Annotated in this window: 10 protein-coding genes, 2 tRNA genes and 3 pseudogenes; 4 read left to right on the plus strand and 11 right to left on the minus strand. The window is 44.1% G+C overall.

Annotated features, from left to right (window positions below; translation table 11 throughout):
- The first annotated feature begins 1,860 nt into the window (after positions 1 to 1,860).
- A pseudogene (locus OCH02_RS24585) lies at positions 1,861 to 2,949 on the plus strand (IS3 family transposase).
- 73 nt (positions 2,950 to 3,022) lie between these two features.
- Here the strand turns inward: OCH02_RS24585 and OCH02_RS24590 are convergent.
- The 3 genes and pseudogenes from OCH02_RS24590 to OCH02_RS24600 form a co-directional block, all read right to left on the minus strand.
- A tRNA-Gly gene (locus OCH02_RS24590) sits at positions 3,023 to 3,097 on the minus strand.
- A gap of 249 nt (positions 3,098 to 3,346) precedes the next feature.
- Positions 3,347 to 3,420 (minus strand) — tRNA-Ile (locus OCH02_RS24595).
- Positions 3,421 to 3,546: 126 nt separating this feature from the next.
- Positions 3,547 to 3,664 (minus strand): annotated as a pseudogene (locus OCH02_RS24600) (IS3 family transposase); the annotation flags it as partial.
- A 463-nt stretch (positions 3,665 to 4,127) separates the two neighbouring features.
- On the opposite strand from OCH02_RS24600, the gene OCH02_RS24605 reads away from it, so the two are divergent.
- Both OCH02_RS24605 and OCH02_RS24610 read left to right on the plus strand, forming a co-directional pair.
- Positions 4,128 to 4,256, plus strand: a complete 129-nt coding sequence (locus tag OCH02_RS24605) for a hypothetical protein (protein ID WP_261433423.1) — start codon at positions 4,128 to 4,130, stop codon at positions 4,254 to 4,256.
- A gap of 179 nt (positions 4,257 to 4,435) precedes the next feature.
- Positions 4,436 to 5,923 (plus strand): hypothetical protein, encoded by a 1,488-nt coding sequence (locus tag OCH02_RS24610; protein WP_261433424.1) that lies wholly within the window; start codon positions 4,436 to 4,438, stop codon positions 5,921 to 5,923.
- 205 nt (positions 5,924 to 6,128) lie between these two features.
- On the opposite strand, the pseudogene OCH02_RS24615 reads toward OCH02_RS24610, so the two are convergent.
- The 6 genes and pseudogenes from OCH02_RS24615 to OCH02_RS24640 all read right to left on the minus strand — a co-directional run bounded on the left by OCH02_RS24615 (position 6,129) and on the right by OCH02_RS24640 (position 12,281).
- A pseudogene (locus tag OCH02_RS24615) lies at positions 6,129 to 7,224 on the minus strand (IS3 family transposase).
- A 117-nt stretch (positions 7,225 to 7,341) separates the two neighbouring features.
- Positions 7,342 to 8,736, minus strand: a complete 1,395-nt coding sequence (locus OCH02_RS24620; protein WP_261433425.1) for a hypothetical protein — start codon at positions 8,734 to 8,736, stop codon at positions 7,342 to 7,344.
- 39 nt (positions 8,737 to 8,775) lie between these two features.
- Positions 8,776 to 9,798: a hypothetical protein gene (locus OCH02_RS24625; protein WP_261433426.1), complete on the minus strand. Its 1,023-nt coding sequence runs from the start codon at positions 9,796 to 9,798 to the stop codon at positions 8,776 to 8,778.
- A 438-nt stretch (positions 9,799 to 10,236) separates the two neighbouring features.
- A complete protein-coding gene (locus OCH02_RS24630; RefSeq protein WP_261433427.1) occupies positions 10,237 to 10,791 on the minus strand; it encodes a DUF4232 domain-containing protein in 555 nt (184 codons plus the stop codon).
- Between the two features lie 85 nt (positions 10,792 to 10,876).
- Positions 10,877 to 11,230, minus strand: coding sequence for a YcgJ family protein (locus OCH02_RS24635; protein WP_261433428.1), 354 nt, complete (start codon positions 11,228 to 11,230; stop codon positions 10,877 to 10,879).
- 16 nt (positions 11,231 to 11,246) lie between these two features.
- Positions 11,247 to 12,281 (minus strand): linear amide C-N hydrolase, encoded by a 1,035-nt coding sequence (locus tag OCH02_RS24640; RefSeq protein ID WP_315899248.1) that lies wholly within the window; start codon positions 12,279 to 12,281, stop codon positions 11,247 to 11,249.
- Positions 12,282 to 12,484: 203 nt separating this feature from the next.
- Here OCH02_RS24640 and OCH02_RS24645 point away from each other — a divergent pair, with 203 nt between their 5' ends.
- Entirely contained in the window at positions 12,485 to 13,102 is a 618-nt protein-coding gene (locus tag OCH02_RS24645) for a LysR family transcriptional regulator substrate-binding protein (RefSeq protein ID WP_261433429.1), read from the plus strand.
- A 50-nt stretch (positions 13,103 to 13,152) separates the two neighbouring features.
- On the opposite strand, the gene OCH02_RS24650 is transcribed toward OCH02_RS24645, so the two are convergent.
- Both OCH02_RS24650 and OCH02_RS24655 read right to left on the minus strand, forming a co-directional pair.
- A complete protein-coding gene (locus OCH02_RS24650) occupies positions 13,153 to 14,019 on the minus strand; it encodes a DMT family transporter (protein WP_261433431.1) in 867 nt (288 codons plus the stop codon).
- A 478-nt stretch (positions 14,020 to 14,497) separates the two neighbouring features.
- Positions 14,498 to 15,121 (minus strand): tyrosine-type DNA invertase, encoded by a 624-nt coding sequence (locus OCH02_RS24655; protein WP_261433433.1) that lies wholly within the window; start codon positions 15,119 to 15,121, stop codon positions 14,498 to 14,500.
- Between the last annotated feature and the right edge of the window lie 2,510 nt (positions 15,122 to 17,631).

Consider the following 17,631-nt stretch of genomic DNA (forward strand, 5'->3'; position numbering starts at 1 on the left):
CGGCTTCAATTTTGAATTCTTCAGTGAAATTTTTGGCTGACATAAACACTCCTTCATTAAGCCTCTATTATGAGGCAAAAAAGTGTCTATAAAACCCGGGTCTATTCAGTCCGCTGCTTGCACGGGAAGGTGACGGGCATATGCTGGTGTTGCACAGATAGATCAGTTGCTTTATGTCTATCTGCTTTATTTCCAGTTGGTTACATCAACAGTTTTACAACATCATTAATTTATGTACTAGTTCTAGTTGATGTACTAATTAAAATCTTGACTAAAACACAACCAATAGATTGTGGGAGCATTGAACTATTTTTTTCATGAGAATGGCAAGCTTTGCTTTAGCCAGCCACTCCTCACCACTTCACCGAATTACATAGGACAACCGCGGCCACAACAAACCCCACCGATACCAGAGAATCACGCCGACCTTTCCTCAACTATTGACAATATATATCCCCCATTGTGATGCTCCGGTTGCTTACACCAAAGCACGGCGCGACTTGGTTTCCTTCCCAATTTTCCTGGTCGCGTCACCCAATGGTGACCAAAGTCAATAATACTGTCCGTCCCGCAGGCGTTCACTATAAGGACTTTGGTTGCCTCCCAACGGCAGCGCTTAGTGAGTTCATGCAGTTCTAACGCTGTGCCGCAGGGCCTGTGTGCACTGAGCGCTACCACCCAATGGAGGCACACACATGACGACCCCTTACGGTCGTCCGAAGAATCAGTGAAAACATTCAGTGTGCTGCTGCCAAATAATGGCGGTATCTAGGTTAACGTAACTCTTCGCGGAGTTCAGATATAAAAGCAACCAAGTGCTGCCCCCCCCCTACCAATGGTGACGTCTGGGCAAATTACTGGGTTCTTATCCGTCGCGCTCCAACTAGTTCCTGCAGCCCAGACGTTGCCTACCCCATCAATACCAGCATCTGGATAACCTTCCGGGCTACAGTAATCAGTCGAGTATCTTACTGTATTCTTGGTGCTACGGCCCTCTATTGACAAAGAACATCCCCCATTTTTACTTTCCTGCTGCTTGCAAAAGCATGGTGCGGGATAGGCTTATGCCGTAGACGGTCCCGCACCACCCAATGGCTGCTCATTTCATCAGAGGGTACGGGGTATCTTTCCTTTTTTACCGACGTGCGGATACCTACCAGCCACCAACAATGGTGATCTTCAGCTTAACCAGCTAACGGGTGTTGGCACTTCTCGTGGGCTGAAGGTTGCAACCAAAGCCCCCAACTACCCCTTACATGCAGAAACAGTGTCTCAATTGACACCCTTTCCCTCCCATCCATAGCCTTAAACTTTCCCATTGATTAAGAAAAATAAAATGAACGACAAAACAATGTTATATGCAGCACTCATTCTTTTATTTATTTCCATATGCTCACTTTACAATCATCACAAGCAATCAAAAAAAAGAAAACTTAACATCAAGCACAAGTAACAATTTTGACGCGGATTCTTACTTCAGCGCATCACAAATTAAATTATGCTTCGTACTGATGATAATGGCATGTCTGTCTCATCACTTCATAGCGTTCAGACTACTGGCATTAGCAACTCAAGCGCTGGAGAGTCACGTTTCTAACGCTATTTTCTTGGTTGGCACATATGTTTTGGAAAATCACTCTCTTCTGCTGGCTAGGTTTTAACACTATAGCCATCATCGCAATTTGTGTTGGTTATTATCGTTCATGCAAGCCCTGACCTACTCCGGTTTATCCGGCCACGAATATCCGGCGATCGGTATCAACCCGGCTCAGCAGTACGCTGACCCTGACCCAAAATCCTGCTCCATTCAGAAACAGAATTCCGGCATGATAATGACTCCCCTGAACGGAGGATGTGCCGATGAAAAAGTCACGATTCACCGAAGAGCAGATTGTTTTTGCCCTGAAGCAGGCTGAACTGGGTACGTCAGTGCCGGACGTCTGTCGCAAGCTGGGCATTTCGGATGCCACTTTCTATACGTGGCGTAAAAAATACGGCGGCATTTCTCCTTCGGAGCTGAAGCATATGCGGCAACTGGAAGAGGAAAATCTGCGGCTGAAGAGGCTGGTTGCCGATCTGAGCCTCGACAAGGCGATGCTGCAGGACGTGCTGGCAAAAAAGAGCTGACGCTGGCACGCCTGCGCGAATGGGTCAGGGATTTGCAGTCCGCTACGGTGCCAGTGAGAGACAGGTCTGTTTTGCGCTGCAGGTCTGCCGCAGCTCGTTTCGATATCGTTCTGTGGCCGCCGACGACAGCGCACTGCGGCTACGCATCCGTGAGATAACCGAAACCCGGGTTCATTACGGGTACCGCCGGGTACACGTGATGCTCAGGCGGGAAGGCTGGCGCGATAACCACAAAAGAATCTACCACCTCTACTGTGATCAGGGTCTGTCGCTGCGCCTCAATCGACCCAGCGCCGACAACCGCAGCCTCAGGGTCTGTATCCGAATCACGTCTGGGGTATGGATTTTGTCTCTGATGCGTTGTTTGACGGGCGACGACTGCGCCTGCTGACGGTTATCGACCTGTACACCCGCGAATGCCTGGGGACCTGCGTGGGACAGAATTTGCGTTCAACAGAAGTGGCAGAAATGCTGAACAGCATAGCGCTCAGACGCCCTTTACCTCAGTTGCTGAAAACCGATAATGGTTCTGAATTTGCAGGGAAAATGCTGGACAGATGGGTGTACGAAAGAGGCATCAGAATCGACTTCTCACGCCCGGGAACACCGACGGACAATGCGACGGTGGAGTCCTTCAACGGCAGGTTACGGCAAGAATGTCTGAACGAGAACTGGTTTATGTCTTTGGAGGATGCACGGTGCAAAATCGAGGCCTGGCGCATACACTATAATCAGAGGCGTCCCCATTCTGCGCTGGGCTGGATGACCCCGTCAGAATTTGCTGAGAAGTCTGCCGGTTGCCAGAATACACAACCAACATGAAGCCGGTTATTCCTGATTATGACTGGATCATATTCGGGGTCAGGGTCATCTTCACAGACTGAAAAGCTATGTTTGGAGCGGCCAGTGGGAATCGAACCCACATCATCAGCTTGGAAGGCTGAGGTAATAGCCATTATACGATGACCGCATTTCTGGTGCCGACTACCGGAAGCAAACTTGTGACCTCCTGATTACAAGTCAGTTGCTCTACCTGCTGTAGTTAAGTCGGCTTTGGTCCGCCATCGATGCTTTGAACCCCGAGCCTGCTTAAATGCACGTACTTCCCATTAAGCTAATGGCGACTTGCTGGCCCTTGCTGGCCCTTGCTGGCCCTTGCTGGCCCTTGCTGGCCCTTGCTGGCCCTTGCTGGCCCTTGCTGGCCCTTGCTGGCCCTTGCTGGCCCTTGCTGGACTTGAACCAGCGACCTGGCGATTATGAGTCGCTCGCTCTGACCAACTGAGCTAAAGGGCCTGTGATAAAATGAATGGTACGAACGTGAAATTATTGCTGGCAACCTCTAATTAATGACTCGTTACAATATCGCATTAATTCGCCCCCTCCCCTGAAGCAGAAACTCCCACCAAAGCGATTTTTCTATGATTCGTACAGGATAAGTTCCCGGGTAACGGCAGCAACACCGATACGTTCCGCAAGCTTCGTTGACGAATTCAACCGTGTGTTGTTTACGGGGATTCTGTACTAACTTTTTGGTTATGTTGAAAAAAGTTGTTCGCGTTACATTCAGAGGTCAATTAATCGGTGTTTTTTAGGTTTCCTTGTAAAGGGAATACCGTGCTAAACAGACATATAATCAGCATGGGAAATTTAATAAAAACTTATCCAAACTCCTAATTTTGAAAAAAAACATTGACGCGAGTAACAACCATTGTTCGAATAGTATTGTAGGCAGAAGTTAGCACCTCCAGTGAACAGAGCAGCTAATCCAGCCCCTGGAGAGATAGGTTAATCAACTGTGGTATTTGCATGGATAAGATAGGTGGCTTAGCTTTTTGGTCATGTACTCAATAATTTCATTATAGAGTGAAACATTATGACCATTGCTAAAACCTAAATTAATGTTGCCAAGAACACGTTGTCTGTTCATGGTATAGACTACAACAGAAAACTGTTAGAATTTATTTATATTAAATTCGCCTTAATTATATAGGATAAAATTCATGGATATTAATGGAAATGCAGCATGGGGTCCTAATGATGCTCCGGTTTTTATTGTTTTAGGGCAATCAAATAGCTATGGACATAACACTTTATTATCAGCCAGTGAACAGATCCCCCCCCAGGATTAACTAATGTCTTTACACTATCCCAATATGATGTTTATAGTATTAATTTTCCCTCAATTCGCTGGGAGAGATTAACAACTTTAGGTGACGCAAATATAGGTACGCCAGCAGGCTCTAGTCTGGGAAATCAAAATAATCCAGTTAATGCTGCTAACAGCCTTGCTGCTTTGTGGCAAAATCACATGACTACCGGAAATGCCCTGTCTTTGCCTGACCTTTATGTTATTTTAATGGGATGGGGTTCTCAGGGAATGTATCAGGGAACAACGGGCGATAACAGATGGTCACCTGACAGAAATAAATTGGATGTTGAGTCACTTTATCCTCGGGCATTAAGAACATTACGAATGGCAATGGATTCATTGCGGACCTTGGGAAAAAACCCCAGGATAATTGCCATACAGTGGAATCAATGGGAATCAGAAACACTGAATGCACCGGCAGCAATGGCAAGTACCATGAATTTTAATAGAATAGTAGCTGGTATTAATGATGCTTTAGGGAATAACGATATCTTCTGGCGTTTTTTCTATCCGTTATCGGAAATCTATAATACAGAAAATACTAATATGGTTATTCAATCACTGGAATCTATTGTAGCGACAGACCCTACTCGTCGGGAATTCATAGACCCTCGTAATGCTGATCACTATAATGGTGTTGCACCAAACTTTGGTATATTTGGACCTGATAATGTTCATTACAATGCGACAACTCAAAAATGGTTTGCCGAGTTAGAATGGGAGCGAATTTATTCAGGCTATAAAGGTGTTCCTTTATCCACCGTTCCCTATAGAATAGACCAGTATTGGCTAAACAACCGAGTTTATGAATCATGTTGCTCTGCTACCGAATGGTACCCTAATCGCTCCTCGTCTGGTATTTGGCTGGATTCGGGTAACACTCAAAGTGGTTTGATATTTTTTGACTCACTCGGTTTTACAAATGCATGGAAAGTTACTGAAGATAATGGGAAAAAAACATTTAAAGCAGTTGCTTTATCTGGCGGTTCTCCTGGTAACTGTATGGCAATGGCCACTACGAGTGCGACCGATGGTAAATATGGCTATTTTGAAATGGATTTGTTCTGTTCCCCATGCCCTGAAATCACTATTTGTGCAAGAGCACAAGTATCATCCGGAACCACGTATTGCTCTATTGGTTACGGATACATTGCAATTCAATTAAGTGCTGCATATAACGGTAAACCACAATATATGCCTCCAAATATATCTGTAGGGAAAACTTTATCTGAGGCAACTCCTTATTTGAGCATTTGGAATTTATCAGTTCCACTTAGTATTAAAAGTATTAATTTTAATGAAACGCCATTCGATGGGATCTATAAAAACACCCCAATATTCAGCACCTCTTATACTGGTGCGAATCTTCTTGCTGGCTGGCCTAAAAATACTTGGTCTCGATGGCGTATTGGTTTACTTCCTGAAAATAATGGCACGGTGAGTGTCGAGTGGTATGATACAACTGAGAATAAATGGAAGGTAGCTGTACAGCAGCAAAATATGAATTCATCTTTAAATTCGAATAACACCTTAACAGGACAGTTCTCTATTTTATCTGGTATGTCTTCTACCGCCAAAAATATTGATCAGCAAAACTCCATTTATAATCAAATATTTAAAGATATTTCATTTATTTCATTGGATTAATGAGTTATAAAAATAAACTGTTATCGCGATAACAGAGCAAGGAAATTAAAATTTTAGGGGGTTGAGGCAGATGACGGTTCAAAACTGGTCAGTAATGTGTCGCGGGAAATTATTGATGAACTTGACCCTGGCCCAACATGAGTTCAGCGCTAAACTGGAAATCGCCGTCTTTCTGATCACTTCCCAATATCGGTGCCAAGATAAATCAGAGATCCGGGTCTGTTTGCAGGCTTCGGATAAATTCTGCTGGAGTCTGGTTATTTAACGAGGAATGTGGCTGGTACTGGTTATATTCCTTCCGCCAGTGCTCGATTTTCTCCTGAGCATCTTCCATTGGCAGGAATCCGTGCACGTTCAGATATTCATCACGCAGGCTGCCATTAAATGACTCAACCAGGGCGTTATCTGTGGGCTTCCTGGGGCGTGAGAAGTCCATCGTTATACGGTTTTCATATGCCCAGCGATCTCCAGCGTTTTCGAGATAAATTCACTGCCGTTGTCCGTCTGTAGCCACTGTGGTACAAGCTGCTGTGTCTGCCTGATCCGTTCCATCACGGCGATCGCACCGCGAAGTCCCTGGCCTACCACGATCGCCACGCATTCACGACTAAAATTATCGACTACAGTCAGAGCCCGGGTCCGGCGTCCGTTGAACAGATTATCAGCAACCAAATCCATGCTCCAGCACTGATCCACAGCGGTCACAGCCGGGCGGATACGTCAGTGCCTGGCTGTCACGTGACGCCTCGGGCGTTTTGACCGCAGGTTCAGCCATTCCAGACAGTAAATCCGATGTGTTTTCTTGTGGTTAACCAGCCAGCCCTCGCGACGCAGCATGATATGGATCCGCTGCACACCATAGCGAATGCGGGTTTCTGCAATCTCCCGTATCCGCTGCGTGAGGGCCCGGTCATCGCGGCAGCTGCAGTAGTTGTAGACAGCTCAGCTCTGCATCATCAACCGGCCCCCCCTGCGAACCCCGATGCGGTACGCCGTCAGCAGGTATTCGACCGCCTCGCGTTTCTACACCAGCCTCCGAACTTTTTTCGGATGACGTCCTGCAGCATTTCCTTGTCCAGACTGAGATCGGCGACCAGCCGTTTGAGGCGGTGATTCTCTTCCGCCGACTGGCGCAGCCGACGCAGTTCTGTCACGCCCATGCTGCCAAACTTCTACTTCCTGTTGTAAAACGTGACCTCAGAAATCCCCATCTTTCTGCGCACTTCCTCCACCCGAGTGCCGGTTTCGGCCTGTTTAAGGACAAAGGCTGTCTGTTCTTCGGTATAATGGGTCTTTTTCATGGTTGATATGCCTCCCAGTGAGATGAAAGAAAGACCGGATACTTCACTTTAGCCTGGCACTGTTTTCAGGGAGAAGATCAGGCACGGCTGTGTACGTAGCGTAATTATATGACTTATTTATTGTAGTCGAATATCTTTATTAATATAACCACCAACACTTGCTCTTAATGTTCCGGAAGGTGTTATGCCATTGCCTGGATTACGAGTTCCAGTTGTGACTATGTTTACATTTCCATTGTTATCGGAAAATACAGGGTTGTTGCTTGTAATATGCAAGGACCCTACAATACTTAAGTCAACTTGTTGATTATACAATGGTTTTCCTTTACTATTTGTTAAGTTCAACACTGTATCACACCTGTAGCTTATTTTTGTTGTAGCTGAACATAAAGATGATACTAATTTAATATTTGCCACAATATTGTCATCAGCCAAGGATATGGACAGATTATTATCAATGTATCGGTTTACGAGTTGCTCTTTTTTCGCAGGAACTCCATTAATTGTAATTAATCCTTTCGACAATGCTGCATTAAACTGTATATCATTACCTATATTATCTATTATAAATACACCATTATTTATTCCATTTATAGTAATAAAGTCAATCATTCCTTCAGAGTATGCAATTGACGAGTCTGAAAAATCAAAAAATGATTGCCCTTCACTTCGTGGTGAGAAGTGTATTTCCGCTCTCCCATTAGAAATAGAAAATACAGTATTCGTTATTTGAATAATATCGTAAGAATCAGCATAAAATGAAATTACCGCAGCATCTTCCGCAACTGCTAACAACCCATTAAATAGTGTGTCCCTGCTTTTAAAATTAAAGTGTGAATTGTCTTTTGCATATATTAAAAGGCTTTCACATACATCCTCAGAAAATAAAACCGTGTTTGCTTGCATGTTGGAAATTGATTGTTCTGAAAGACAAATCTTATTATTATTGTTTTTTATATTAAATGTATCAATGATATTGATGTGCAAATTCGAATTTTCTTTTAAGTCTAAGTCAACATTACCTAAAAAATTTAACTTCCCTGTTGGTGTTATGTTTAAATTACAGGCAGAAAATAGATTGAATTTAATATTCTCCATGCTGATGTTGGCATGTCCCATTATGCAAAATTCATCATAAATTTTAATATTTACCGTATTATACGTCGAGTTTCTTATTATAGACGGGTTGATATTAGTTGAGCTATTACCAATTGTTACATCAGGAATATGTGAACCTTCATGCGTATTTATAATGAAGAAAAGCTTACCATTTTCTATTGTAATTAAATCAATGCCATCTTTATAATAAGTTTCCGGCCATTGTAATGCGAATGGTTGTTTTAGATAAGTGACTTCCGCTCTTAGAACAAGTGTATTTCCGGGCGAATTCATTATAAAAGAAGAATCATTCCCTTTATTAAATCCTGTATATCCACCAACAACCCCTTGGCTTTCATAAGAATCATCAAAGATTACATCTGAATTTATAGACCAATCGAAATATTTTTTCATTTAATTTCACCCTTGAATTGTTTAATTTATGACATCGAATTAAAGTTCTGTGTAAGAAATAACAAAAACATTTTTTATATCATTAATATTAGAGAAATCTATTGTCGTGCTAGTGTCGTGAGTAATCAGTTTTTCGTTAAAGTAAATTTGACTATTTTCATTTTTAATTATTTTCTCACCTACATCATTAATAATATATAAGATGTATTTTCCTTTTTTTTGGATTCTTTTATATGGCTCACCTAAAATGAAATCAGAACCTGTATCTACAGCTTCGAAAAGCATGAACCAGTCAGGGTTGTCAGTAGATATTATAACGTCAACAAAACCAGTTGGCGCACAGCCAATCTCGGTATTGGCGTGAGGATTAACAATGTAGTCAATAAAACTATTTTCTGGTGAGGTGATAAAAACACCTATTATCCATTTTGATCTAACACCACCAGGGAATGCAACCTCAGCCTCGCTTGGATTTGTTCCTTCAAGATTTTTACTCACCTCAATTCCGCCAGGGGCATTGCTTAAATAAACAAAATGTGAATTTTCAGGAAATGCACTAGGTAGATAAGTAGGGCTTGACAGAGTATCATAACCATTGGCTACCGGGAGTGAGTAAGAGTAGCTTTCAAATGCCCCAAGATCATATCCAGGAGACATATACAATGAGCCAGCAACTTCAGGAGGAGTTCCTCCACCACCAAAAATAAGCTCTGGTCCTGGATTTTCATTATCGGTTGATGCAAGATATGGTGGACGGTTTTCTTCGTCACCATGAAAAAGTATCCTGTCATTATTATCCTTCCTAAAAATAACAGATCTACCCTTATTGTCATCAAAGACAAAACCCACATTGACATATAAATTCATGGTTGTTTTTAAATAATTAGTGTAAAAATGATTAACATTTATTCTTTCTTTTAATTCATATGGTAAGGTATGATACCAGTAAGGTTCTGGTGATATTTCGCTATTGTCAGGGTAATTATTATCAGGATAAAGCACTGCTGATGATTCTTTAACTATCACTTTATCTTTTAACGAGTAAATTAAAATATTAGTCACATCATTCGGCAATCCTGAAAGATCAGTAAAGGTTCTTTCTTTATTAACGTCAATTGTTATAGGGCTGTCGTAGGCGAGTGAGTTTGCTTTTATCTGATATGCATCCGCCTGGCTATCAGCAGGCCATGCAATATATTTTTTTTATTGTTCCATTAGCATCACGGTAACTAGTAAATATCCTTACAACACCTTGGGCTGTATCTTTATTTATATTCATGAGAAAGTAATTCCTTATGGTTACTTATACAATAATAATTTTTAACAGAATTAAGACGCTATAAATACATCCTTCATCTTTCAAACTGGATCACATTAGGTTTTGGATCATTTACTCAATGAGATGATGTAGCTAAACATGCCATCTTCTTAATGTGAGTTTTAGTCCCAATCATTATAAGAGGCTGTTATCTGACGATGCCTTTTAATACGACGAAACCCTCATTTCCCTCTTTTGACAACAGACACCAGCGGGGCCTGTTCGAAAAATTCAGTCTTCCCAGCCGCTGCACACATCGTTCGCCCGAACGGTAAACGCAATGCGCCATCCGGAAAAGTCAGTACCGCAGTGTCAGGTGTCACACAATTATTTCCGTCGTATACATCACTCGATACCCAGCGTAGCTGTATGACAACCTCCGCGCCGGGCGCAACCATGAGCGGCAAGAATACAGGCCCTGGATGCATCCCGCGTGGCAATCGACGCTCAGCAGTTAACAATGAGCCGCTCCCCTCTTCAAACTCTAATGCTGGAAATGCATTAACCTGACAGGCTCGAACACCAATGTTACGTAATATTAATAGAGTGCCACTTTGTGACATACCATCGAACTCCCCTCCTCTGTCATCAAAATGAGTATTGAACTGGGTAACCCGACATATAACATCATTGTTCGGTGCAGTCGTCGCCTCTACTGGTGCCGACACCATTATGGATTGCATAAAAGCAATCGCAATGGCGAATCGCCAACCGTGAAAAAAGTATATCGTTTGCATAATAACGATTGCCTTACTTAGATATGACTAAACTTCCGGTGAGTCAGGGGAGCCGCTGAGCCAATGTTAATTAAGGACAAAAGCGCTAGCGGGTATTACCGAAAATTTGGGGAGTCCATGTTGACTCGTTCTTATCCTTGGTTCGTGGATAATAACGGTCACTATAACACTGTTTTTTATGAGAATCACAATGTACACCATTGCTCAACGTATACTCCCACAAATTGACATTGATACTGTCACCGATAATCATTGTTAGTTTCTTTTGTGCTTGGCGGCCCAAGTATTTGGTTGTTAATCCCATAGAAATACCTTGATTATCTACACAAAAATTGGAAACTTTATCGCACACAACACCTTTATTTGGGGAAAATACTGCTGCTGCAAACGTTGATGTCGATAACCCCAGTAGCACAATCATCAAAAATATTTTTTCCATTTAATATTCCTCTTTATTAAAAATAGCGGTGGGAGGTCTGCGTAAAGGTATTCCCTGATTTACGCGGGTCTAAATCCATTACTGGTGATCCTTTTCCGAGCCGGAATATCATGAGATCCATGTTATGAATCTCAAGCCCAGAGGTCAGCTCAAAGATATATTTTCTCTGTGTAAGATCTATAATCGTCCGGTATTCAGTGGCGTAGGTGCCGACGCCCTTATAAGGGGCATCGTAAGGAACGGAAACATTCCGTAAGACTGACAATAATTTTGAAATAGCCATATTCGAATAAGCCGGTGTTTTCAGCAAGTGACTAAAGTAGGTGGCACGGGTGAAGCGTGCTGTGGGTGACACATTACCCGATAAGGGGAGAGCACTGTCAGGGTGGGTCATATCGATATTTTTCAGCAGGCTGAGTTGCGTATCATAATCTGGGTCATTGGTGACGACCGTCCAAGTTTTACTATGATGGACATACATTTTGCCGTTCAGATATTCCACAATGGCTGAATCACCTTGAGCATCTTCCAGTACCAAATGTAGGGCGGCTTTATGACCCTGTGCCGCTATCATGACCACCTGGACATTTTCCAATGCAGTGAGAGCTTCCTCTACCGTTGCAGCATTATCAAGTACATATTGTGCCCAGAGCCCTACCTGTAGTCCTGGTACAGCTGGAGTTCGGAAGGGATATTGCGTGGCGTTGAGGTACAACAGGTGCGCCCCTAGCCCTTTCTCATTAAATCCGTCAATAGCGCCAACACCATAAATACTGGTGACCAAGCTGGCATATTTTGACGTCCAGATGGCAGGGTTCTCCACTGCGGTATTATTCCCATGTAGACCTCCATAGCGGTGGCGTCCGCGGGGAAATATCAGGAGTATGGGATCTGTACTTTCTGTCCAGTCTATTGTTCTTCCGACCAATATGCCTGTCCTGCCACTATTCCAGAGGATACGAGTGCACGCGTGTACTCCCGAAGCCCATCCTCTGACGATGAAAATGCATAACGTGGCTAGCATTAAAAGCAAAAAACGCACTGTTTGCATATTGAATTCCCTTACGCCTATGTCAAGGATGCTGTTATTCACCCGCAAAAATTAAACATTTACTTAACATTTGCAGCATGGAACAGGGAGGAGTCGGAATTCAGTGACTTCTGTCGCATTTATCAGGACAAAGACTGGTTTGCAGTGCTACTGCCTTTGAGGTGACCGGGGACGCGCGTATTTTATACCCGCACGCGCGGCGCATGGTGGCTGAAATTGACGCACTAACCCGCAGTTTTAAAAAAGAGCGGGACCGGCAACCTATCCTGATTGGTGTTGAACAAGACATCGCTGCCCACCAGATAGCGCACTTTGTTAAACGGGCTCAAGACCGGGAATTAAATTTGTTGTTAACGCTGGAGTCGGGGTGTGTGGGAGACGTTCGTTTTGGCTGCGAGGAACTACGGTGCGAAGATGAATTGTTTTTGCCGTTATTTGACGAGCAGTTTGTGTTAGCCATTCCTTCAACTCACGCCTTGGCTGGCAGAGTGTCACTCATCGCTGAGGATTTACATGACCTGTGTTGGATCATGTGTCCGCAGCATGCCTCGCATCAGCGTCTGTTGCCCATTTATGGTGCGACAGCCCATTCGCCAGCCGCTAACGCCAGCACCTTTAGCCTGGCGTTAAATTTGGCTGTCGCAGGTATTGGCATTACGATTGTGCCAGAGTCTTTGGCTCGTGAGCATGTGGGGTTAATTATCAAACCGTTACCCGGCCACTCGCTCACGCGGCGAGTCGGGGTGTGTTATGCCGTCCAGGCAATGACGATGCCGTCAGTGGCCCAATTGCTGCAAAATATCAGTCTCGAAAATGGGTGAAGCCACTACTCAAAGGCAGCACCATGGAAGCACTTGTTTTTCGGCAATGACTAATCATTTGAGGTGGATAGCTGAGACTTTTTTAACGACGAACGCCATAGCGGGAACAAAACAAAGAAAATCCCCAGCAATAAAGGCATTATCATCCATAAAGATGAGGTAGATATTCTGTGTTTTCTAACAATATCTTCTAGTGACACGGCGATTAAGGGGAAAATAAAATAGACCAATGACGCATAGAATGGGGTTGCTCTTTGTTGTAATTGAAAATACGCCATAATTCCCAGTACGCCGGAAACAATGCCGAGATAGGCAACAGACAAAAATGAGTCTACATTGATGACGTGAAAATCGATACGCTCACTAAATACTGCACAAGAAAGAAGCAGCAGAGACGCTCCCAGACAGGGTAAGGCATTATAGGTAAGAATAGAAACTTCCGAACACTGCCTCTTGCATTTTACGTATATTATTGCATGCATAGCCACGGCAATCAGTATTGCTAACACCCCTCGCCAACTCTCAATTTCTACCGTACCTGACTCATTATAAATGATGAACCCTAATGCTAATGTTGCGATAACAACTCCTGTTGACTGCAACAACGTTATTCTCTGTTTAAGGAAAAAGTACGATGAGATCACAATGGCAGCCGGCATTGTTGAAAACAGTATGGAGGCCATTCCTGATGAAACACTTTGTTCACCATAAATCATAAGAGTGAAGGGAATCGCAAAATAAAATACAGTCAGCGCTACCTGGAACCCACGCTTCCCCTCAGGAAACAACAATGGCTTCTTGGATAATTTCGCAATAATAATCAACACGGGCGAGGCCAGTAAGAATCTTAAGCCTGTGGCAAAAATGGGGGGATAGTTGCCACTGCCATTTTCATGGCCAGCCAGGTAGTTCCCCAAGTAAGCGACACGAGGATAAAGAGCGTGAGCGTAACCAGATGTCTACCGTGATATTTCCCTAACATAACCCCTCCTTACAGAATGAAAGTGAAGTAAATAACAGGCAGGGTAGTGTTTTCTACAGTGAATCATTCACAAGTAGAGGTTTGTCACAGTATTGGTTACTTGATGCTTAAATAAGAGAGCGAAACTAAACGGCTGTATATCAACGAATATTAAATGCTGGCTATTGGGGATATAACGCTACTAATAACACAGGATAGCGACACTATCAGTGGGTACGATGGTCGCGTGATTCGATAGTGAGCGCCAAAATGGTAAGGCCCGGTGGTTGGGTGTTTACCAACAGCCGACGACATAGACCAAACACCCCAGTATGACGAACCCTTTTGACAGACAAGGACAGACCACAATGAGCACGCTCCAAGAGCAGTTACAGCAGGTTAGAGGCGCTGGCTGCGCCTCTTGAGCGAGAGGATTATTTGGGGATTAGGACAGGTGAATTGGCAGGATCTAAGTCAAAATATCGCTCGGGTGGTGGCATAGGTATTTGCACCCATGCACCATTAAAACGCTCCGCATTGCTTGCGGTGTAGAGCACGGTGTGTCGAATATTTCTATGCCCCAAATAGTCCTGAATCAGCCGGGTATCATTCCCGAGTTCCGCCAAGCCATATCCACAGGCGTGGCGTAGCATATGTGGGTGAGCTTCAACGGAAAGACCAGCCATAACACTATATTCTCGAATGAGGGTATAAATGCGCTGGCGTGACAAACGCCCTCCCTTACTAGAAAGAAACAACCATGGCAACTGATAGCCAGGTGAGCGACTACGTTCTTGTAACCATAACCTGAGTGCGTGTTGTCCTTCGGGCAATACTGGGTGAGTTGTGCTGAAGCCCCCTTTCAATCGTCGGATGTGTAGCTTCTGGGACAGTTGGTCATAATCTGACAACGTGAGTCCCGTAAGTTCGCTGACCCTCAATCCATGGATGAAAGCCATGTACACCATGCACCAATCGCGCCTGGTGCTCTTCTTTTCTGAAATGGCATGCAGTAAAGCGGATACCTCCGCTCCGGTGAGATATTTTCTTTTTCCCATGTGTAAAACCTCAAAAGTGACTTCTATGTGATTGAGTTTTTTTGTAGTGCAGGGGAAAGCGTAGCAGGGAATGGTTACCGCCTAATAAAATCCATAAAATATGTATGGTTGATCACCATTGGACGTCAACCACCTTAGCTTCACCATTGCACAAAAATGTCAATTTTTCATAGATGTAACATCACAAATGCAGCCATGCGATTTTTTTAACCCAGCCTAAATGGTAGGCTACGATAAAAATGCAGGGAGAGGAGCTGGGTCTCACTCCCACCATGGCGCAGAGTGTCGATAGCCCTTTCCGGTTAGCGATATATCCTATATGCCAAAGCCACAGACGCCTTGCAAACGGGATGCGCTCATATAGCACACGATGAACAGGCTGAAGCCCTCAAACCGGTGTCATGAAATGAATAAGCAGTGTTAGCGGAAGCGTGGTAAGCACTGGAACCATCGGATTTTAAATACATATTATATATATGGATATTAATATGGGTTTTTATCATGAAACAATAAAGCGCGTCTGTTTTTCTGCTTTTTAGTCTTGGCCTATAGATGCCTTTGGCACTCGATACTTCGGCTATGGTCATGCGGTGCCGAGGCCGTCCGCCCATGACGCTTTCACAGACAGATCGCGGTTTGGTGACCATCTCGTTAGCCAACTCAAAGCTGACGTTCAATTATCTGCGAGATTGCTCCGGCTTACGTTAACTTTCCGTACTGACATCAATCTTCTATCTTTGTGATTTTCCCTTTACCTGTTCCCAAATAAGCACGGAACGGCGTGGTTTCCTTCCAGATCGTACCACTTCCCCCCAACGGTGAGCACTTAATCAAGCCACCGGACAGACGAACAGTGACTGGCTCGCCCCCCACCATAGAGTGGCAGTGCTTGAATGAAACCTCTAGGTTACAGCCGTCTATGAACAACTTACCGCGTTCTGGGCACTACCGCCATAGATCGCAACCAGCCGTTACATTATGAAATCACCTTCCTATTGACGCACACAATCCCCCGTCCATACATTCGTCTTGCTCTCCGAGGGAGTTACGGTACAGCATCGGTTGGTATCTGGCCGATGCTGCACTAACTATCAATGGTGGGGATCAGCAATATTTTCGTTGGATGTGTTAGCGCGCAGTTCTACGTAAGCTGATACCCACCACTCAATCAATGATAATGCCCAGTTTATACGATCGTGGGTGTATCGATTTCATTTCAGGGCTAAGTGTGATCATCCAAACAATGGCAGCTTTGGCCGCAGGGAAGCACGTAAAAATGGTCTGGTTCTGAAGTCATTATCAGGGAAACATCAATGTCTTTTGAACTAATTACATGCTTTTGGTTAATAGCATCGTCTATCACCATTTTTCTCATGTTACTCGCCCTCAAGCTTAACGAACGCAATGATGACGAAAAGTAGCCCCTTCAAAATCGGATCTACTCCGGCTTATCCTGCCATTTAATATCTGGCGCATCCTCCGAATTAATACGGCTCAGCAGTATGAGAATAGTTAGCTTCAGGTCTTGCATATCACTTCCTCACGCAGGTCCTACTTTCTCCTTCATAGGTATCAATACACGCTGACTCGTTCGGGTACGTCAGCATCACCGTGTTGTTCGACTGAACCTCTGCGTTGGTGGTGCTCGACCCTTTGTACCATTGGCGTGGGTGAATGACACCACAGAGCAAGCAGCCATTCCGACTATAGCTACCAACAGTTACGTGGTAACCAGCAGCAGCTTCCTTTTCCTGTTCAAGAGATTACGCGTTAGCAAAGCTATGAATGAGTGCTAGCGTATACTTAGCGGCGTTTACCCTGCTGGCGATAAGATCAAATCGCTAAATCAGCACCATTAATCACCAACTGTCGGCAACAGGTAGAACTGACCCAATGTTTTGCATCACCACATGTTGAATATTGATCCACCTTTTACTCCAGATTAGCGTCAGCGATAAACTCAGGACCCTAGTTTGTTCTTATCGCCTCGGATAGCTGGGAAAAGCGGCCCTTACCTAAGCGTTAATTATTTAACCTGCACTTGACTGTCCAGCCCGATAATCTCATGATCAGGAAAACCATTATCGTCACACTCGTGATATTAGCAATGACCTTGCTCCCGCATATATCGTGACTGTATATTAAAAAGCACCAGCGGGTACCAAGGTATAAAATGGTGTTGCAGTGCCGGGTGCCTCCCAGTGAGCCTTTGGCCAGCCACCATGGCTCGTGATCTTTTAAGCAAATTCCTGGTTGAATGTGCCGCTGTTTCACCCCAACGCATAGTGGGATTCACTACAACATAAGCAATGTCAGACAGAGAGGACAGAATAATCAAGTGCATTTTTTAACCAATTATTTCACCAGCGAAAAACTTAAGAACAAATTATTGCCTTTCCCTCCCTGCCGTTGCTAAGTATTCAGCAACACGTAAAGGGGAAACTATGAAAATTTTAGGGGTAGTCATCTGTTGGTGCACAGTGTTGATACTCATCGTGAGTTGGTTTATG

This window comes from Serratia quinivorans, assembly GCF_946227985.1.
Lineage (GTDB): Bacteria > Pseudomonadota > Gammaproteobacteria > Enterobacterales > Enterobacteriaceae > Serratia > Serratia quinivorans_A.